Annotated in this window: 16 protein-coding genes; 7 read left to right on the forward strand and 9 right to left on the reverse strand. The window is 34.8% G+C overall.

Annotated features, from left to right (window positions below; translation table 11 throughout):
* Positions 1 to 2: 2 nt before the first annotated feature.
* Together DZ858_RS14175 and DZ858_RS14180 are read right to left on the reverse strand one after the other, a co-directional pair.
* The gene (locus DZ858_RS14175) at positions 3 to 2,450 is read right to left on the reverse strand and encodes a YfhO family protein (protein ID WP_117160312.1); all 2,448 of its coding nucleotides are present in this window, start codon (positions 2,448 to 2,450) and stop codon (positions 3 to 5) included.
* Positions 2,451 to 2,662: 212 nt separating this feature from the next.
* On the reverse strand, positions 2,663 to 2,917 hold the full coding sequence (locus DZ858_RS14180; RefSeq protein WP_317124725.1) for a DUF4834 family protein: 255 nt from the start codon (positions 2,915 to 2,917) through the stop codon (positions 2,663 to 2,665).
* Positions 2,918 to 3,025: 108 nt separating this feature from the next.
* On the opposite strand from DZ858_RS14180, the gene DZ858_RS14185 reads away from it, so the two are divergent.
* The 3 genes from DZ858_RS14185 to DZ858_RS14195 are packed head-to-tail and all read left to right on the forward strand — an operon-like array spanning position 3,026 to position 5,753.
* Positions 3,026 to 4,033, forward strand: coding sequence for a transporter (locus DZ858_RS14185; protein WP_117160313.1), 1,008 nt, complete (start codon positions 3,026 to 3,028; stop codon positions 4,031 to 4,033).
* 8 nt (positions 4,034 to 4,041) lie between these two features.
* Complete coding sequence (locus DZ858_RS14190; RefSeq protein WP_117160314.1) at positions 4,042 to 5,160, forward strand: GTP cyclohydrolase; 1,119 nt, start codon at positions 4,042 to 4,044, stop codon at positions 5,158 to 5,160.
* A 17-nt stretch (positions 5,161 to 5,177) separates the two neighbouring features.
* The gene (locus tag DZ858_RS14195; protein ID WP_117160315.1) at positions 5,178 to 5,753 is read left to right on the forward strand and encodes a tetratricopeptide repeat protein; all 576 of its coding nucleotides are present in this window, start codon (positions 5,178 to 5,180) and stop codon (positions 5,751 to 5,753) included.
* Between the two features lie 153 nt (positions 5,754 to 5,906).
* On the opposite strand, the gene DZ858_RS14200 is transcribed toward DZ858_RS14195, so the two are convergent.
* From DZ858_RS14200 to DZ858_RS14210, 3 genes are all read right to left on the reverse strand, one after another.
* On the reverse strand, positions 5,907 to 7,166 hold the full coding sequence (locus DZ858_RS14200) for an aminotransferase class I/II-fold pyridoxal phosphate-dependent enzyme (RefSeq protein ID WP_117160316.1): 1,260 nt from the start codon (positions 7,164 to 7,166) through the stop codon (positions 5,907 to 5,909).
* A 145-nt stretch (positions 7,167 to 7,311) separates the two neighbouring features.
* The gene (locus DZ858_RS14205; RefSeq protein WP_117160317.1) at positions 7,312 to 8,349 is read right to left on the reverse strand and encodes a PLP-dependent cysteine synthase family protein; all 1,038 of its coding nucleotides are present in this window, start codon (positions 8,347 to 8,349) and stop codon (positions 7,312 to 7,314) included.
* Positions 8,350 to 8,428: 79 nt separating this feature from the next.
* Positions 8,429 to 10,564 carry a S9 family peptidase gene (locus tag DZ858_RS14210; RefSeq protein ID WP_117160318.1) on the reverse strand — a complete coding sequence of 712 codons (2,136 nt, stop codon included), beginning with the start codon at positions 10,562 to 10,564 and terminating at the stop codon, positions 8,429 to 8,431.
* A 65-nt stretch (positions 10,565 to 10,629) separates the two neighbouring features.
* On the opposite strand from DZ858_RS14210, the gene DZ858_RS14215 reads away from it, so the two are divergent.
* Complete coding sequence (locus tag DZ858_RS14215) at positions 10,630 to 10,944, forward strand: YbaB/EbfC family nucleoid-associated protein (protein WP_117160319.1); 315 nt, start codon at positions 10,630 to 10,632, stop codon at positions 10,942 to 10,944.
* A gap of 51 nt (positions 10,945 to 10,995) precedes the next feature.
* Here DZ858_RS14215 and DZ858_RS14220 read toward each other — a convergent pair whose 3' ends face one another.
* Positions 10,996 to 11,454, reverse strand: a complete 459-nt coding sequence (locus tag DZ858_RS14220) for a thioredoxin family protein (protein ID WP_117160320.1) — start codon at positions 11,452 to 11,454, stop codon at positions 10,996 to 10,998.
* A 296-nt stretch (positions 11,455 to 11,750) separates the two neighbouring features.
* Between DZ858_RS14220 and DZ858_RS14225 the strand changes: the two genes are divergently transcribed.
* Positions 11,751 to 12,071 (forward strand): YegP family protein, encoded by a 321-nt coding sequence (locus tag DZ858_RS14225; RefSeq protein ID WP_117160321.1) that lies wholly within the window; start codon positions 11,751 to 11,753, stop codon positions 12,069 to 12,071.
* Positions 12,072 to 12,121: 50 nt separating this feature from the next.
* Here DZ858_RS14225 and DZ858_RS14230 read toward each other — a convergent pair whose 3' ends face one another.
* Entirely contained in the window at positions 12,122 to 13,144 is a 1,023-nt protein-coding gene (locus DZ858_RS14230; RefSeq protein ID WP_117160322.1) for a threonine aldolase family protein, read from the reverse strand.
* Positions 13,145 to 13,158: 14 nt separating this feature from the next.
* Positions 13,159 to 13,779: a hypothetical protein gene (locus DZ858_RS14235; protein ID WP_117160323.1), complete on the reverse strand. Its 621-nt coding sequence runs from the start codon at positions 13,777 to 13,779 to the stop codon at positions 13,159 to 13,161.
* A 131-nt stretch (positions 13,780 to 13,910) separates the two neighbouring features.
* On the opposite strand from DZ858_RS14235, the gene prfB reads away from it, so the two are divergent.
* Together prfB and DZ858_RS14245 are read left to right on the forward strand one after the other, a co-directional pair.
* Positions 13,911 to 15,018 (forward strand): peptide chain release factor 2 gene (gene prfB, locus DZ858_RS14240; protein WP_117160324.1). Its coding sequence is split into 2 segments (ribosomal slippage): positions 13,911 to 13,973 and positions 13,975 to 15,018, totalling 1,107 coding nucleotides; the frame shifts between segments, so codons are not numbered across the junction.
* Positions 15,019 to 15,056: 38 nt separating this feature from the next.
* On the forward strand, positions 15,057 to 16,334 hold the full coding sequence (locus DZ858_RS14245; protein ID WP_117160325.1) for a chloride channel protein: 1,278 nt from the start codon (positions 15,057 to 15,059) through the stop codon (positions 16,332 to 16,334).
* Between the two features lie 211 nt (positions 16,335 to 16,545).
* On the opposite strand, the gene DZ858_RS14250 is transcribed toward DZ858_RS14245, so the two are convergent.
* Positions 16,546 to 18,327, reverse strand: a complete 1,782-nt coding sequence (locus tag DZ858_RS14250) for a hypothetical protein (RefSeq protein WP_117160326.1) — start codon at positions 18,325 to 18,327, stop codon at positions 16,546 to 16,548.
* Between the last annotated feature and the right edge of the window lie 10 nt (positions 18,328 to 18,337).

Raw genomic sequence — 18,337 nt, forward strand, 5'->3', positions numbered from 1 at the left:
AATTAGGTATTATCGATTTCAGTTTTATTTTTTTTAAAACCAAAATAGATTCCCCCTATCAACAACAGGACAAAAATGAGGGTGCTTATCAAACTTACGGTACTTCCCGTTTGTATAACTTTAGGCTCAAACTTAAACTCTATTTTATGAATCCCTTCTGGAATGGTCATCGCCCGTAACGCATAATTAGCTCTGTAATAATCCGTTGGTTCTCCATCAAGATATACATTCCAACCGTGGGGGTAATATATTTCAGAAAACACAGCCAGTTGTGGAGATTTTGTAGCAGTTTCATACACTAAATGTTGTGGCTCGTGCTTTACTAAATCAATAGTTGCCGTGCTATCACGACTTATTTTTTCAACAGGTAATTTATCTTTAAATTTCTTAGGAATTATAGCTGTTTTCTTGGTGTCTAAACTATCTAATAACAATAACTCATCGTTTGCATTATCTGCCAAAATCACATTATCAACAAACCACGCATTGCCATTTGCATAGGGATTTCGCTGTGCCACTGCTCCCCCATTTTCACCTTGAGTAATAATATATTTTACATTTAGCATATTGAGCATTCCAATATTACCCCTGCTTATGTAAAATTCATTAAGGTCTTGCATTCTACCTGGTTTGGCAGCGTGATAGCCTCCCAATGCATTGTGATAATAACTGGCGCGCCCACTATTAAAAGCATTTGAAGTAGCATCATATACTCGATAATTACTATCATCTTTTAAGATTTGAAGATCGGCTCCGTTTTTTTGAAACGGTTGTTCCATCACCCTTGCTTGCACGAAATCGTCATTGTTTACATACCGCCTGTCCACTCCTACTAGATCGATTACAATTAAAATAGCGAGCACTGAAATTACAGTTATTTCTTTCAGTTTATTCTTTAAAAAGAACCATAACGCCCCACCTGCAAGCAAAACAAAGATTAACGATCGGATGGCATCTGAAGTCAACATTGCTGCACGATCATCTCGAACAGCATCAAGAACCGGTAGACTTAAGCTTTCACGAATATTTGCATCATAAAATGAGTTTGAAAAATCTAAAAGTGACGACTTAAATAGAATAAATAATAAGGCTACGCCCCCTGTTATTCCGGCGCTGTACAACAAGGCTTTCTTTTTTTCTTCTTCTCTTTCAAATCTACTGAAAAATTGGTGCAATCCTATCACTGCCAAAATCGGCAAAATCAATTCAATAATTACTTGAATAGAAGAAACTGCCCTAAACTTACTATACAACGGAACATAGTCGATAAAAAATTCCGTCAAGAAACTAAGGTTTTTCCCCCAAGAAAGGAACAAGCTCAATAAAAAAGCAGCTGTAATCCACCATTTTAAACGGCCTTTCACTAAAAATAATGCCAAAATAGCCAAAAAGACTACCACCGCACCAATATAAGCGGGTGCTGCTACAATTGGCTGGTCGCCCCAATAGGTGGGCAATTGATTTAAAATCTGGCTAGCTTCATGTGGCGATGCACCCATTTTTAATAATGCTTCTTTGGTTTCACCATCCTCTGGCAATGGGTCACCAGATCCACCTCCCATGAAATTTGGGATAAACAAGTTTAATGTTTCCAGCTTTCCGTAGCTGTATTCTGTAATATAATCAAAATCAAGACCGCCTACATTATCTTTAGGCGAACCATCAGCGTTGATTGTTAATTCACTATTTCCTCGGGTAGATGTGTCTGCATATTCTTTTGTTGCTAAAATATTAGTAGCATTGAGACCAACAGCGATTAAAACTCCAAGTACCATAACACCTAAAGCTTTAAAATAATGAGGAAGCATTTTTTTCTTGAATGCATCAACTAAATAAGCAATACCTATACAAATAACCAGAAATAGCAAATAATAAGTCATTTGGTAGTGATTGGAAACCAATTCGAGTCCCATGGCAACTGTGGTCAATAAAAAACCATAAAGAAATTTACCTCGAAAGGTCAATAAAATCCCGCTCAATACCAACGGCATATAGGCAATAGCATGGGCTTTGGCATTATGCCCCACACCGAGAATTATAATAAGGTAGGTTGAAAAACCAAAGGCTAATGCTCCAAGGAAAGCAAGTTTATAATCAACTTTTAATACTAATAATAAAATGTAAAGGCCTATGAAATATAGAAACAGATAATCTGCCGGCCGCGGTAAAAACCGAATAGCAAGATCTAAATCTTTAATATAATTATGGGGATATTTAGCTCCCAATTGGTAGGTGGGCATACCGCCAAAAGCAGCATCGGTCCAATACGTTTCATTTCCAGTTTCAGCACGGTAATCTTTTAATTGCTTGGCCATTCCTTGATATTGAGCTATGTCGCTTTGAAAAATGGTTTTTCCTTGCAAAACAGGACTAAAATAAGCCAGCGAAGCAATTATAAAAAGAATGAAAATTATAAGATGCGGTAGAAATTTTTTAAGCGAATGCTTCATAGCCACTGTCAATTTTTTTGAAGTGTGAAAATTAACAAAAATATGCTACAATTGGATATACATCTTTAGATATAAATAGAAAAAATCGCTATGCTGAAAGAATATGAAATATAGGTTATTATAAAACTAAAACGCTAAAGTCTATTTCTAGTAGTATTTATACTAAAGAATTTTACAAACAGCCATACATCATACGATTATGATTTTTAAAATCAATCTACTTCTTCGTAATCCACATAATCCCCTACAGTAGATTTTTGTGATTTTTTTCTGTTTGGCACTTTATCGATCGTTACTTTACCTTCTTTTTCTTTTTTTGAATTAGGGTTACCTTGAGTTCCGTTAAAAGCTTGCTCAAAACGTTGGCCTGCTTTTTTAGCAATGTACTTCATTAAATATGGTGTAGCCCAACGGATTAAGAATTTTAATCCGAAAAATACCAGAAGGATAATTAATATCGTTTTCAAAAACGTAATCATAGAGTTCAAAAATACATAAACCCGTATAAAAAGACGAAAGCAATTTATTAAATAAATGATAAATTCTTATATCTTTGAATCAAACCCAAAACAACGATGAACAACCGAATTGTTTACTTTCTCCTAATAGCTTTTATAGCAACCACGACGCTTTCGGCACAATACACCGAAATACTCAACGCCAATAGGCCTGGTAGCTCACAAGGTGCTTTTTCAGTAGGAACAAACGTTTTACAATTTGAATCTGGGTTAAGTATTGGAAAAGAAGAACATCGATTATTATTTACTGAAGCTAATACTTTTTCTTGGGATTACGCAATTAGGTATGGCGTATTAAAAGAAGAACTTGAGGTGAGCTTAATGGGTAACTTTCAATCTAACAAAGTAACAGACACCCGTGGAGCGAACAACTTTGAACGTAATTTTGCCAATTTTAAAAGTAATACCTTAGGAGCAAAATATTTGTTATACGATCCGTACCGCAACCGCGAAGCAAAAGGTCCTAATTTATATAGTTGGAAAGCCAATAATCGCATACAATGGGCCGACTTAATTCCAGCCATTTCTGTTTATGCAGGAGCAAATTTTGACATAACAGAAGACAATCCTTTTACACCTGAAGCAGAAAAATCTATTAGTCCAAAGTTTGTGCTATCAACACAAAACAACTTCATTGGAGGCTTTGTATTTGTAACTAATATTATTGTAAATCGAGTTACTACAGATAACCCTGAATATGGATACATACTTACATTAACACACGCTACAAATAGGTATTTTTCTATTTTCTTAGAAAATCAAGGTATAAAAAGTGACTTTTATGCCGATCAATTGCTGCGAGGTGGTGTAGCTGTCCTTATAAATAAAGATTTGCAGGTTGACCTTTCTGGTACACTAAATTTTAAAGATACTCCTTCCCTTTGGAGAGCAAGGCTTGGTGTCGCTTATCGGTTTGATATGCACCGCGAAGACGAGTTTATAGAAGAAAAAGGAAAAAGCGGGCGTGATAAAAGAAAAAAATACAAGGAGCAGAAAAAAGAAAAGAACGAACGTAACAAACGAAAAGATCTCTTGGAAGATGATGGAGATGGTAGCCAATTGTAATAAATCATATGATTGAAGTTAAAAAAGTAACCAACAAAAAAGAATTAAAGCAATTTGTAACCTTCCCGTTCAAATTGTATAAAGACTGTAAGTATTGGGTTCCACCGTTAATTAAAGACGAGATGGAAACCCTTGATAAAGCAAAGAACCCTGTTTTTAAAAATGCCGACGCATGGTATTTTTTAGCCTATAAAGATGGGAAAATTGCTGGAAGGATTTCAGTTATAATTAATCAACTCGAAGTTGAAGAACAAAACAAGAAAAAAGTCCGATTTGGCTGGTTTGATGTAATCAACGATATAGAGGTGACCAAAACCTTACTTGAAAAAGTTTTTGAAATTGGCGCCAAGCATAATTTAGAATATACCGAAGGACCAGTCGGTTTTTCCAATATGGAAAAAGCAGGAATTCTTACCATGGGTTTTGAAGAGTTAAATACTATGATTACTTGGTACCACTATCCCTATTACGCAAAGCATTTTGAACAATTAGGTTTTGAAAAACAAGCCACTTGGGTAGAATATAAGTTGAGCATACCTAATTCCATTAAAGAGAAAGTTGCTAAGTTTTCAAAAATTGTAAAACAGCGTTATAATCTTTCCGTTATTAGATTTAAAAACAAAAAGGAAATATTACCGTATGTTGACAAAATGTTCGATTTGCTCAATAAAACCTACAATGATTTACAGACTTTTGTACCTATCCAGCAATACCAAATAGATTATTATAAAGAAAAATACTTCAGTTTTGTGCATCCAGACTATATCACGTGCATAAAAGATGAAACAGGGAAACTAATTGCTTTCTCCATTGTTATGCCATCTTTTAGTAAAGCATTAAAAAAGGCAAATGGAAGATTATTTCCTACCGGCTGGTATCATCTTTTGCAAGCTCAAAAGAAAAATGATATTGCAGCTTTTTACTTAATAGGAATTGCCCCTGAACTACAAGGAAAAGGGGTTACCGCTATTATTTTTGAAGAAATGCAACACTTATTCAATTCAAAAGGTATTGAGCGCGTAGAAACCAACCCTGAATTAAAAGAAAACACGGCGGTACAACTGCTTTGGAAAGATTATGAACCCATTCAACATAAAGAACGGAGTACCTTTAGGAAGGATTTGTAAATAAGGTTCAGTATAGAGTGAAAAATATCAACCAAACTTATAGTGTGGTTTATAATAACCATGAATTTAAAGACCCTAACAGGTTTATAAGTATGGTCGAGCCAATAAAAGAAAAGCTACTCGAATTAGATTCTAAATCCGATGACTTTGAAAAAGGAAAGAGATTAATTTCAGATTTTTCACTAAACAAATCTTATAAAAAATTTGAAAAAGAAGCATTGCCCTATCTATATAAAGCTATTGAATTACAAAGCTATAATTCAAAAAAACCTGAATTGAATGCAATACAAAAAGCATTAATTTTACGCACTGGTCAAATTTTATTTGAACAAAAAAGGTATCTAAAATCACTAAAATATTTTAAAAAATTAGTCAAATCATTTCCTGAAGATAGTGAATTCAAAAATTGGTACAATTTAGCTTTGAAAAAAACAACTAAACCAATTGACACTATTTTTTTAACTGGAGTAGTAATTTGCTTGGTAGTTGAATATGTTTTTAAAATAAAAAACGATTTTACTTTATATGGGCTGGTAATTTGTGTGACAGGAACTTTCTTAACGATAGGACTATATCAACTAAAGAAAAAGTAATCTTATCGAAAATTATAACTTTTTCGTAGAGTTACAAAAAAACCACTTCAGATTGTATGAAGTGGTTTTTTTGTACTTTATAAATAGGTCTTTTTGTTTGCCAAGATTCCTGCCGATGTTTATACTGAGTTTAATCGAAGTGTAGGAATTCGGTTACTCCCCCATTGCTTGCGCAACAGCTGCAGAAAGACGTTTATAAGTTCCATCTTCCAAGCGGTCACGTATAGCTGAAAAAGCTTCTAATGTTTCGTTAATATCATCCATGGTGTGGGATGCAGTTGGGATCATTCTAAGTAAAATTAATCCTTTAGGTATCACAGGGTAAACTACTATAGAACAGAATATTCCGTGATTTTCACGAAGATCTTTTACCAAGGCCATTGCTTCTGGAATACTTCCTTTTAAATATACTGGCGTTACACAACTTTGTGTAGTACCAATATCAAATCCACGTTTTTTAAGTCCGCCTTGTAGGGCATTTACGTTCTCCCAAAGTTTCTCTTTAAGCTCTGGCATGGTACGCAACATATCTAAACGCTTTAAAGCACCTTCCACCAATTGCATTTGCAATGATTTAGCAAACATTTGTGAACGTAGGTTATATTTTAAGTAGTTTATTATTTCTTCGTCTGCAGCGATAAAAGCCCCTGTACTCGCCATGGATTTTGCAAACGTGGCAAAATATACATCAATATCATCTTGAACGCCTTGCTCTTCACCTGCTCCAGCACCTGTTTTTCCTAACGTACCAAATCCGTGTGCATCATCAACAAATAAACGGAACGTATATTTCTTTTTAAGAGCAGCGATTTCTTTTAACCTCCCTTGTTCGCCTCGCATTCCAAAAACACCTTCAGAAATCAATAAAATTCCTCCTCCAGTCTTTTCAGCAACCTTTTCAGCACGCTTTAAATTTTTCTCGATACTTTCCATATCGTTATGCTTATAAGTAAAACGCTGGCCTAAATGCAAACGAACACCATCTATAATACAAGCATGAGCATCTACATCATAAACTATTACATCGTCTTTTGAAACCAAAGCATCAATGGTAGAAACCATTCCTTGATAACCGAAATTCAATAAATAAGAAGCTTCTTTATTAACAAAAGCAGCCAATTCTTTTTGTAGTTGTTCGTGAAGATCGGTATGACCACTCATCATACGAGCACCCATTGGATATGCTGAACCGTATTTGGCACCAGCTTCGGCATCTACTTTACGTACTTCAGGATGATTAGCAAGGCCTAAATAATCATTAACACTCCAGGTAATTACTTCTTTCCCGTTAAAGTGCATTCTATTGCTTATAGGTCCTTCAAGTTTAGGAAATACAAAATAGCCTTCAGCTTGTTCTGCCCACTTCCCTAACGGGCCTTTGTCTTTGTAAATTTTATCAAATAAATCTTTCATCAAGTAATTTTGTTTCAATACAGGGCGCAAAAATAGGGAAATTACTTCCCATAGCCATATTCTTTTTCTGAAGATATTGACAACTAATGAATATCATATTCAGAAGTTTAAAAAGTAAAGTATTTTAAGGGCTATCCTTTAAAAATTATTTTACTACCTGAACAGCGTCTATTTGAGCTACTTCAGTATCCAAAAATCCTTGTTGCTCCATCCATTCATCACTATATATTTTGCTCATATATCGTGATCCGTGGTCTGGAAAAATAACAACAATATTGCTGTTTTCACTAAACTCGCCGTCTTCTTCCAGTTGCTTTAAGCCTTGCATAGCAGCTCCACTGGTATAACCAGCGAATATTCCTTCGGTTCTCGCTAACTCACGTGCCGTATGCGCACTTTCGTCATCAGTTACTTTTACAAACTTATCAATGGAGTCAAAGTCTGTAGCCGCTGGGATCAGGTTTTTCCCCAAGCCTTCAATTCTGTAAGGATAAATTTCATTTTTGTCAAATTCACGTGTTTCATGGTATTTTTTAAGAACAGAACCAAAAGCATCGATACCAATCACTTTGATATCTGGGTTTTGTTCTTTTAAAAAACGTGCTGTACCAGAAATAGTACCTCCTGTTCCACTACAAGCTACCAAATGTGTTATCTGTCCTTTTGTTTGCTTCCAAATTTCTGGACCCGTGGTTTTGTAATGCGCTTCAATATTCAAGTTATTGAAGTACTGGTTAATATAAACAGAACCTTCCGTTTCTTCGTGTAATCGTTTGGCTACTTCGTAATACGAACGCGGATCGTCTGCTGGTACGTGAGCTGGACAAACATATACCTGTGCACCCATAGTACGTAACATATCGATTTTATCTTTTGAAGATTTTGAACTTACTGCCAAAATACACTTGTATCCTTTTAAAATACTCACCATAGCAATACTGAAACCTGTGTTTCCACTAGTGGTTTCAACAATCGTGCTTCCAGGTTTGAGGATTCCTTTTTTCTCGGCTTGTTCAATAATATAAAGGGCAATACGGTCTTTTGAAGAATGACCGGGATTAAATGCCTCTACTTTAGCAAAATAGTTGCCTTTCATGTTCGCCGTAATGTTGTTGAGTTTTATTAATGGAGTGTTTCCTATTAATTGCAACACATTATCATGCGCCTGAATTTCTTCTTTCATAAAGGGAGTTTTCGTTAGTAAAAATCGGGCGTAATACCTTCATTTAAAAAACACGGCAAAGTTACATTAATTTTTTTAATTACTCTTTAATGTTCTCTAAGTCCAGTATAAAAGCATAATCCATCGCTACTTCCTTTAATGCTTCAAACCTGCCGGAAGCGCCACCGTGACCGGCATCCATATTTGTTTGCAGCAATAATTTGTTGTTATCTGTCTTCATTTCCCGAAGTTTCGCCACCCATTTTGCTGGTTCCCAATACTGTACTTGCGAGTCGTGCAGCCCAGTTGTGACCAATAAATTAGGATATTCCTGTTTGGTGACATTATCATATGGCGAATACGATTTTATATACTCATAATATTCTTTATCGTTCGGGTTCCCCCATTCGTCATATTCACCTGTTGTTAATGGAATGCTGTCGTCGAGCATCGTAGTTACTACATCTACAAATGGTACTGAAGCAATCACACCATTATATAGTTCTGGGTTCATATTAACAATAGCACCCATCAACAAACCGCCAGCCGATCCGCCTGATGCATATAAATGATCTGCGGATGTATACCCTTCTTCAATTACATATTTCGAGGCATCTACAAAATCGGTGAAAGTATTTTTCTTTTTTAGTAATTTTCCGTCTTCATACCATTGTCTTCCCAAGTATTCTCCTCCACGAACGTGTGCAATGGCGAAAATAAATCCTCGATCCATTAAGCTTAAGCGCACAGTCGAAAAATAAGGATCAATGGTTGACCCATATGAACCGTATGCATACAATAAAAATGGATTGTTACCATCTTTTTTAATTCCCTTACGAGAAACCATAGAAATTGGAATTTTGGTGCCATCTTCCGCCGTGGCCCAAACGCGCTTAGATTCATAATTATCTTTATCGAATTTTCCGCCTAATACTTCTACTTCTTTCTTTACCGTCTTTTCGCGAGTTTTCATGTTGAAATCTACTACTGAAGCTGGGGTAATTAACGAATTGTACCCATACCGTAAGGTATCGGTTTCAAATTCTCGGTTTTGTATGGTGTAAGCAGTATAGGTTTCATTATCGAATGGCAGATAGTAATCATCCGTTTCGTCCCAACGCATAATACGTATTTTATTTAAGCCGTTGTTACGTTCACTTACCACCAAATAATCTTTAAAAATATCGATGTCTTCTAACAGAACTGTTTCTCTATGCTCAATAACATCTTTCCAATTTTCTTTTAGTGTTTTGGTTTCAGGTGTTTTCATCAACTTAAAGTTGGTAGCATCATCTTTATTGGTTAACACATAAAAATCGGCTCCGAAGTGAGAAATATTATATTCTAACCCTCTTTCTCTAGGCTGAAACATCTTAAATTTCCCTGTAGGATTGTCGGCCTCTAAGATTTGATATTCTGAAGTCAACGTACTGTTACTTCCAATTACTAAATACTTATCAGACTTTGTTTTATAAATATAAGTAATAAAAGTATCGTCCTCTTCGGTGTAGATTAATTCGTCACTAGTAGCTTCAGTTCCTCTTTTGTGTCTAAAAATTTCATTAGAACGCAGTGTTTGCGGATCTTTTCTAGTGTAAAATAGTGTTTCATTATCATTAGCCCAAGTAGAGCCTCCCGTTGTATTTTCTATGGTTTCAGAAGAAACTTCCCCTGTTTCTAGATTTTTGATATGAAGTTTATATTGTCTTCTACTTACCGTATCCACTCCAAAAGCGGCCCATTTATTATCTGGGCTTATATTTATTCCTCTTAAGTTATAATATGAATGGTCCTTGGCCATGTCATTTACATTAAACAGGATTTCCTCTTCCGCATTCAACGAACCTTTTTTGCGGGAGTAGATTGGGTAATCATTACCGGTTTCAAAACGTGTTATGTAGTAATATCCGTTATAAAAGTAGGGAACCGACTCATCATCTTCCTTAATTCGGCTTTTCATTTCTTCAAAGAGATTCTTTTGAAACGTTTTAGTATGTTCCGTCATCTTCTCGTAATACTCATTTTCTCGCTCTAGGTAATCGATTACTTCTTCATTTTCACGATCGTTAAGCCAATAATAATTATCAACGCGGGTGTCGCCGTGCATGTCAAGATTCTTAGCAATTTTAGTGGCTTTCGGTGGAGTAATATTCATATTTTCTTCGGAAGTTTTATCTGTTTTACAGGAAACGGCAAAAATAAGGCATACTACGGAAACAGCTATAGATTTTTTCATCTTTAAAAGGTTGATTAATACGCAAGCAAATTAGTAAATTTGCACCAAACCTAAAATAAAAAGATATGTTTGGAGATATGATGGGCAAGTTGAAAGAAGCTCAAGAAAAAGTTGAAGCCACCAAAAAACGCTTAGACACCGTACTTATTGACGAGAAAAGCAGTGACAACTTATTAAAAATCACGTTGACTGCAAATAGAGAGATTAAAAAAATTGAAATTGATGATTCTTTATTGGAAGATAAAGAGCAATTGGAAGACTATTTAATTGTCAATCTAAATAAAGCTATAAAAAAAGCAACCGATGTAAATGAAGCTGAAATTGGCGCTGTTGCCAAAGAAGGGATGCCCAACATTCCTGGAATGGATATGTTTAAATAATTTAAAAAGAGCCTTGTAAAATTTTACAAGGCTCTTTTTTTAGTTACTTTATTACTCAACTTGAATATGTTCATCTATAAATGTAAAATGCTTACTGGTATCTCGAGACGGACTATAACCCGAAATTCTCCCCATCTCTCTCCCTTCTGAATTGAGCATTACTAGCTTAGGGAATGTTTGCTGTTTATTATATTTAGCTATTACCGTTTTATTATAATCTAATTGTTCTTGGCTAAGTAAATCGACTCTTCTAGGGTAATCTATAACTACCAATACTAAATCTTCCGCTTTATGCTTAAACTTTGGGCTTTCAAAAAAATCTTCCTTTAGTTTTTTACAAGGTGCACACCAATCACTTCCAGTAAAGTATATCAATATAGGTTTATTATCTACTTGTGAAAGTGTTTGAGCTTCCTCTAAATTAGTATGCCAATTTAATTTACTACTCTTCATCTGTGCTGTTGCTATTGTAGTAATAAAAATTAATGCGATTAAAATAACACGTTTCATAGTCTTCTTTTATTTTGATTTAAAATAAGCACATATAATGCCAAATAAAAATAAACAACACAGATTTACCATAATTAGTAGTTGTTTTAACATTAGTATTAGTCAATTTTATAATATCCTTTAGGAATTAATTATCTATACTAAGCTTTTAGAGTAAAATTAATAACTGCTTTTTTTATTGATTGATGTTAAACATTGATTAAAATTCTGTAATGAAATACGTTATAACTTTAGAGTATGGTTTTTTTTTCGGATATTTAAGTACTTAAAAGCAAGTTTAACTATAAATAAGAAACATGTTCGAATTAAAGAAAAAGGGAGATCAATATCATTTCAATTTAAAAGCAAGTAACGGGCAAGTGATTTTAACTAGTGAAATGTATAACTCAAAGGCATCCGCAAAAAACGGAATTGAGTCTATTCAAAAAAATTGTGGCGACGATGCGCGGTATGAAAAGAAAACTGCTAAAAACGGAAAGTTTCATTTCAATTTAAAATCCACAAACGGACAAATTATCGGCAGTAGTCAAATGTATTCTGCTGAAAGTGGAATGAACAACGGTATTGAATCTGTAAAGAAAAATGCTCCGGAAGCAGAGGTGAAAGAAGTTGAATAAACATCTTTTTACTTTTAAAGTAAAAAAGCTCCTAGTTAGGAGCTTTTTTGTTACTTATATTGTCTCAAAACTTCCAAAAAACGCTCGTGCATCGCATCGGTATAATCCAAATGAGTTACTACACGAAGCTTTCCTTGTCCCATATTGCTTATTATTATATCTTGATTTTGTAGGTCTTCCATAAACTTTTCTTCTGAAAACCCTTCTTTCAAGTAAAAGATAACAATATTAGTCTCTGTAGGTTCTACTTCTGAGACATACGATTGCTTTTTTAAGGTTTTAGCTATTTCCGAAGCTTTTTTATGGTCTTCTGCTAATCGTTCAATATGATTTTCAAAAGCATATAATCCCGCTGCTGCCATAAAGCCTATTTGGCGCATACCACCACCTAACACTTTCCGAACGCGCATGGCATTTTTCATCAACTCTTTTTTTCCAAGTAACAACGTTCCTAATGGAGTTCCCATCCCTTTACTTAAGCAAATGGTCAAAGTATCAAACACCTCCCCGTAATCTTTTGGATTTTCTTTTTTGGCTACTATAGCATTCATTAATCTAGCACCATCCAAATGCAACCCCAAATTGTGTTTATCACAGACTTTTCGAATTTTCTTTATTTCTTCAAAATCGTAACACGCTCCTCCCCCTTTGTTGGTAGTATTTTCCAAACAAACCAAGGTAGTCAAAGGACTGTGGTAAAAATCAGGTGGATTAATGTTTTCTTCCACTTGTGCAGCAGTAATCATGCCGCGATCACCATCAACCAATTTACAAGACACACCACTGTTAAACGAGGCGCCACCGCCTTCATAATTAAAAACATGCGCCCATTTATCACAAATTAATTGTTCTGCAGGCTGGGTATGTAATTTTATAGCCGCTTGGTTCGCCATACTTCCGGTAGGGAAAAATAAGGCTTCATCCATCCCAAAAAGTTCGGCTACGTAGTTTTCAAGTTTGTTTACGGTTGGGTCTTCTTTATACACGTCGTCTCCTACTTCAGCTTCCATAATGGCTTGTAACATTCCTTTGGTAGGTTTAGTGACGGTGTCGCTTCGTAAGTCGATTTTCATTAATCATTGTGTTTTTATTGTCTTCTTAATTTATTTGCTGTTTCTGAAATTACAGTATCAATCATTTTATCAAGAGCAATTAATTTTAATTGTTGATTGTGCTCATAATTGAGATTGCTTTGTTTAGAATCGTTTGTTACATCAAACTCCTTAAACTTCTGGGTAAAGGTACCCATTGCTGTTGTAAAAGAAAACTCGTGAGAACATGGATATACTTTTGTTCGTTGTGTTGGCGCATTTTCAGGATTTGCTACTGTATATTCTTTAACCGAATTATTTTCAAGTGCTTGTCTGTTTTCCATGAAAAAGTCAAACAAGTCATTGTTACTTAGTTTTAGCTTTATAAAAGGGCCACAGTTATCGGCTTTTGTAATATAGGTTGTGCTATCTTCTTGCCAAAACAAATAGTATTCACTGAAATTTCCGTTTGTAAAGCATTTTTTTTGATCATTCAGTGTAATAATTCGAGTCTCCCCCAAACAAGTCCGATTGGTATAAAAATAGTTTTCAATGTTTTGATTCGCTAACGTTTCAGTCATGTCCGAAATAATAGAAAGCGGCTTCTTCTCTGTGTTCTTTTGCGCAAAACTAAGAGTGCTTATAAGTATGGTAAGCAGTAATAAACATGGTTTCATAACAAATTGATTTACTTGGTTCGTAATATCTAAAGTTATAAAAATAGGCTGAATTAATTTCCGCTTGCCGACTTAAATCCTATTTTTGTTTTTTTGAATGAAATTATAAACAAAACAAACCGAAACACAATATGATTACGAACGATCAAATCCAAGACCTTAAGGATCGCCTAGATGCTTTAAGGCAGTATCTTTGACGTAGCTGGAAAACGAATAGAAATACAAAATGACGAAGAAAAAACCTTCAATCCTCACTTTTGGGACAACCCACAAGAAGCCGAAGTGTTTATGCGACAACTTCGGAATAAAAAAAAGTGGGTAGATGATTATGAAGAAGCCGTAAACTTTACAGAAGATACTGAAGTAATTTTCGAATTCTTTAAAGAAGGTGAAGGCGAAGCTGAAAACGTTGAAAAGCGATTTATTAAAGCCCTCAAAGCTGTTGAAGCACTTGAGTTTAAAAATATGTTGAGTGAAGAAGGTGACGATTTAAGTGCCGTATTACAAATAACAGCAGGTGCCGGTGGTACTGAAAGTTGCGATTGGGCTAGTATGCTCATGCGTATGTATATGATGTGGGCCGAAAAGAATGGTTTTAAAATAAAAGAACTGAATTATCAAGAAGGTGATGTTGCTGGTATAAAAACCGTAACACTCGAAATTGATGGAGACTATGCTTTTGGTTGGCTTAAAAGTGAAAATGGAGTACACAGATTGGTGCGCATCTCCCCTTTTGACAGCAATGCCAAACGCCACACTAGTTTTGCCAGTGTATATGTCTACCCGTTAGCAGATGATTCTATTGAAATTGATGTAAGCCCGGGTGATGTTTCGTGGGATTTTGCACGAAGTAGCGGTGCTGGAGGACAAAATGTAAATAAAGTGGAAACCAAAGCTATTTTAACACACAAACCCTCTGGGATTGTGATTCATAATTCTGAAACGCGCTCCCAATTGGAAAACCGGCAGAAAGCCATGCAAATGTTGAAATCCCAGTTATACGAAATAGAACTTCGGAAACAACAAGCCCAGCGTGCTGAGATAGAAGACAACAAAATGGCAATTGAGTGGGGATCGCAAATACGAAACTATGTGCTACATCCTTATAGGTTAATTAAAGATGTTCGTACTGGACATGAAACTGGGAATACTGATGCTGTTTTAGATGGTGACTTAGATGACTTTTTAAAAGCCTATTTAATGAAAACTGGGCAAAAGGAAAAGAGTGATGAATTATAATTTTGGCTTATAAATCCAGCTGTAAAATTCATGTAAAAATGAAGCTCAAAAAAAGAAGGAAACTTGTAAAGTATGTCAATATACTCGATAGACCTATCTCTTTCAACCCATTTCTCTTTAGCCGAAACTTTTTATTATGGGCTCTGTTAGGGTTGTTTGGCGGGGTTATTGCCGGTGTGTACTGGATTGTTTTAGAGTTTTTAACCCATCAAATTGCTTTTTTTGAAGGTTGGTTGGTAATACCAGCGATGGCAATTTCTGGGTTATTGGCTGGTATTGTTATTCACCTTATTGGTGATCCTGGAGAAATACAATTAATCGTTAACAACATTCGCTTTAATAAAGGAAAACTGGACCCAAAGAATAATCCATCGATGATTCTTTCCTCCTTACTTTGCGTGGCTTCTGGAGGTAGTTTAGGTCCTGAAGCACCACTGGTACAGGTTACAGGATCTACCGGAACGTGGCTAGGAAAAGTATTCCGGTTAAAAGGGGAAGATCGTCGTTCGCTAAGTATTGCTGGTATGGCTTCCGGTTTTACCGCTTTATTTGGCGCTCCATTAGGCGGAAGCTTGTTTTCATTAGAAATACTTCACCATAAACACGCTGTAGAGTATTACAAGGCCATTATCCCTGCTTTTGTAGCGAGTTGCTTTAGCTATGTAGTTTTTGCTCTTATTATTCATCTAGGCCTCGGTCCTACTTGGGAGCTACCCGCTTATGAAATGGAATCAACTTATGACTTCCTATTTGCTGTCTTGTTTGCTTGTTCAGCTGCAGTACTGGCATGGTCATTTATTTTCTGCACTAAGTTTTTAAAAAATATTTTTGGAAAACTACACGTCCCCATCTATATAAAAACATTAATTGGGGGTATTGTATTAGGGATAATTGCTTTTTACCTACCTATAACAAGATATTTTGGACATCACGAAATTAACGAGTTATTATCTAATGAATACTCTATTACATTATTAATTGCTATACTTATATTTAAAATTATAGCTATTTCAGTAACCGTTACTTCGGGGTGGCGTGGTGGTTTTATAATTCCTTTATTTTTTGTCGGGGCAACATTAGGGTTATTAATACATCAAATATTTCCTTCCGTAGATGTATCGTTGGCGGTTATTTGCTGTATGGCGTCGGTTAATGCCTGTGTTACCAGAACACCGATGAGTACCACCATTCTTTTAGCCACGTTAACAGGGTTTACTTATTTTATACCAATTCTTTTTGCTAGTTTAACTGGTTATTTCTTAGCACCAAAAATACCGTTTATCGGTTCGCAGATGGATAAGAAAGTAAAGGAGTAACTTGTTTGTGAGTAGTAAAAAAAAACAAAGAGAACAAAATGTAAATTCACATTTTAATTCTCTTTGCTATCATAATTCTTTAGTGAGTATTACCTCTCTAAGTTCAATGGGTATATTCTCAGCTGTTTTAACTTTAGCACCCCTATTATGATATTATAAATATAGTAATAAAATTTGAAAAACACACCATATTTTTATTTTTTTAACATAATCACTTTACGGTAAATGTTTCTTTTAAGAATATTGGCTGTCCTTTTTCAGTGAAACCTTCTACTATAAATTCATAAATACCTGAAATATCTGAAGTATAGCATGTAATATTTCTGCTAGATTCATTTAATTCTAGCTCTGGCAACCAAAGTAACTGTCTTCTATAATCAGGTACACGTTTGGATGCTTCTGAGTTATCGGTGTTGGAATATACTTGTTTAAAATATTGCTTTTTTTGTTGAATGGGTACTATTTCAACTTGCTTAACATAATCCTTTAAAGGGTTTTCGTAAAAATCACCTTCAATGGTTTCCACAACCATTACTCCTTGAAAAGTTTGCGAACCATAATAATATTTATCTTGCATTATCGCTATGCTTTCTACTTTATTGGCACTATAGTCTATTAGTTTCTGATGATCTTGGACAAAAAAACCATCTACCAATAGCAATAAAGGGGCATTGCTACGTAGGCTATTTTCTTTTTCTCTGATTGCAAACGTACCTTTACCATTTTGCCAGTCTATCCATGCATCATTCACAATTTCTACCATGGTTTCTCCCATCGTTGGAAAACGAGTGTATTCATCTAAATTATAAGTCTTACTCCTCTTTGTATAGATAGAAGTATGTGGAGGTATCGTTTTTACGGTATCTGGTTTTACGCTGTAATATGCATTTTCAACCTGATTGTAAACACTGCGTTCTACAATTAGATTTTTCATTTCTGGTGTAATGTAAAAATGATTAAAATCTAATGCATCAAAACTTATGGAAACTTCGTTATCTACTTTAATTTCAAAAGTATTATCAAAGTTATTAAGTACCTGTAACGCTACGGTGTTATTTGTATAAGGTCTATCGATATTAAAATAGAAGTTCCCTTTAGAATCCACGTTAGATATTTCAAAAATAAAATTATCGCCTGGGATTGATAAGGCTATCTTTTGTTTCCCAATTTTTTGGCTTTTGTTATTAGCACTTATTTTTCCCGTAAGAATTTCTCCTCTTAACTCTGGCACTATAAACTTGTTTTGAGATTTTAAGTTTTCGGAAACTGGGTTTGTATAATCTGTAGCATGTTTTAACGAAGCATGCTTAACAGTATCTACTTTTCTAACCGATAGTGAGTAGTCTCCTTGAGGAAACTTTCCGGTTTCACTTTTAAAATGTAGTGTTACGGGGCTTCTCTTTGAATAGCTTTTTTTATCAGTAGTAATACTAAAGCTTAAAAGACTACTTCTATTATCAATAATATCGTCTGACTCAGTTTTTACGGAAGGGTTTTGAACGTTATTTAAAACACTATCATTCTTTTTTGTTATTGCATCTTGATTGCCTCTATATGGGTTTATAATGGTAATATCCTGTTGAAAATAATTATCTGCACCTTTTGAAAGCATATTCATAGTATAGGAGACAACTTTATAATTTCCTGACGGAATTGTAGTAGGAATAAAAAAGTCGCCCTGTCCAGTTCCTGAAGCCAACGGTATTTTATGTTTAAAGACCGATTCTTTGTTTTCATTAATCAATTCAAGATATGCAACCTTACTGATAGCACTTAAATTTTCGGTTTTTGAATTGATAACATATAGATTGTAGTACAAATACTCACCTACAAAAAATAAAGACGTATTTAGATGCGTAAAAACTTGCTCATTAGGTATTTCTGATGTGTCGAAACGCTGACTTTTAACACGATTACTAATCTGTGCTTGCATAAAAGCAACTGAGCCAATTGCGAAAAACAAAATTAAAATATGTAAAATCTTTTTATTCATATGTAAAAAA

The organism is Marixanthomonas ophiurae (assembly GCF_003413745.1).
GTDB lineage: Bacteria > Bacteroidota > Bacteroidia > Flavobacteriales > Flavobacteriaceae > Marixanthomonas > Marixanthomonas ophiurae.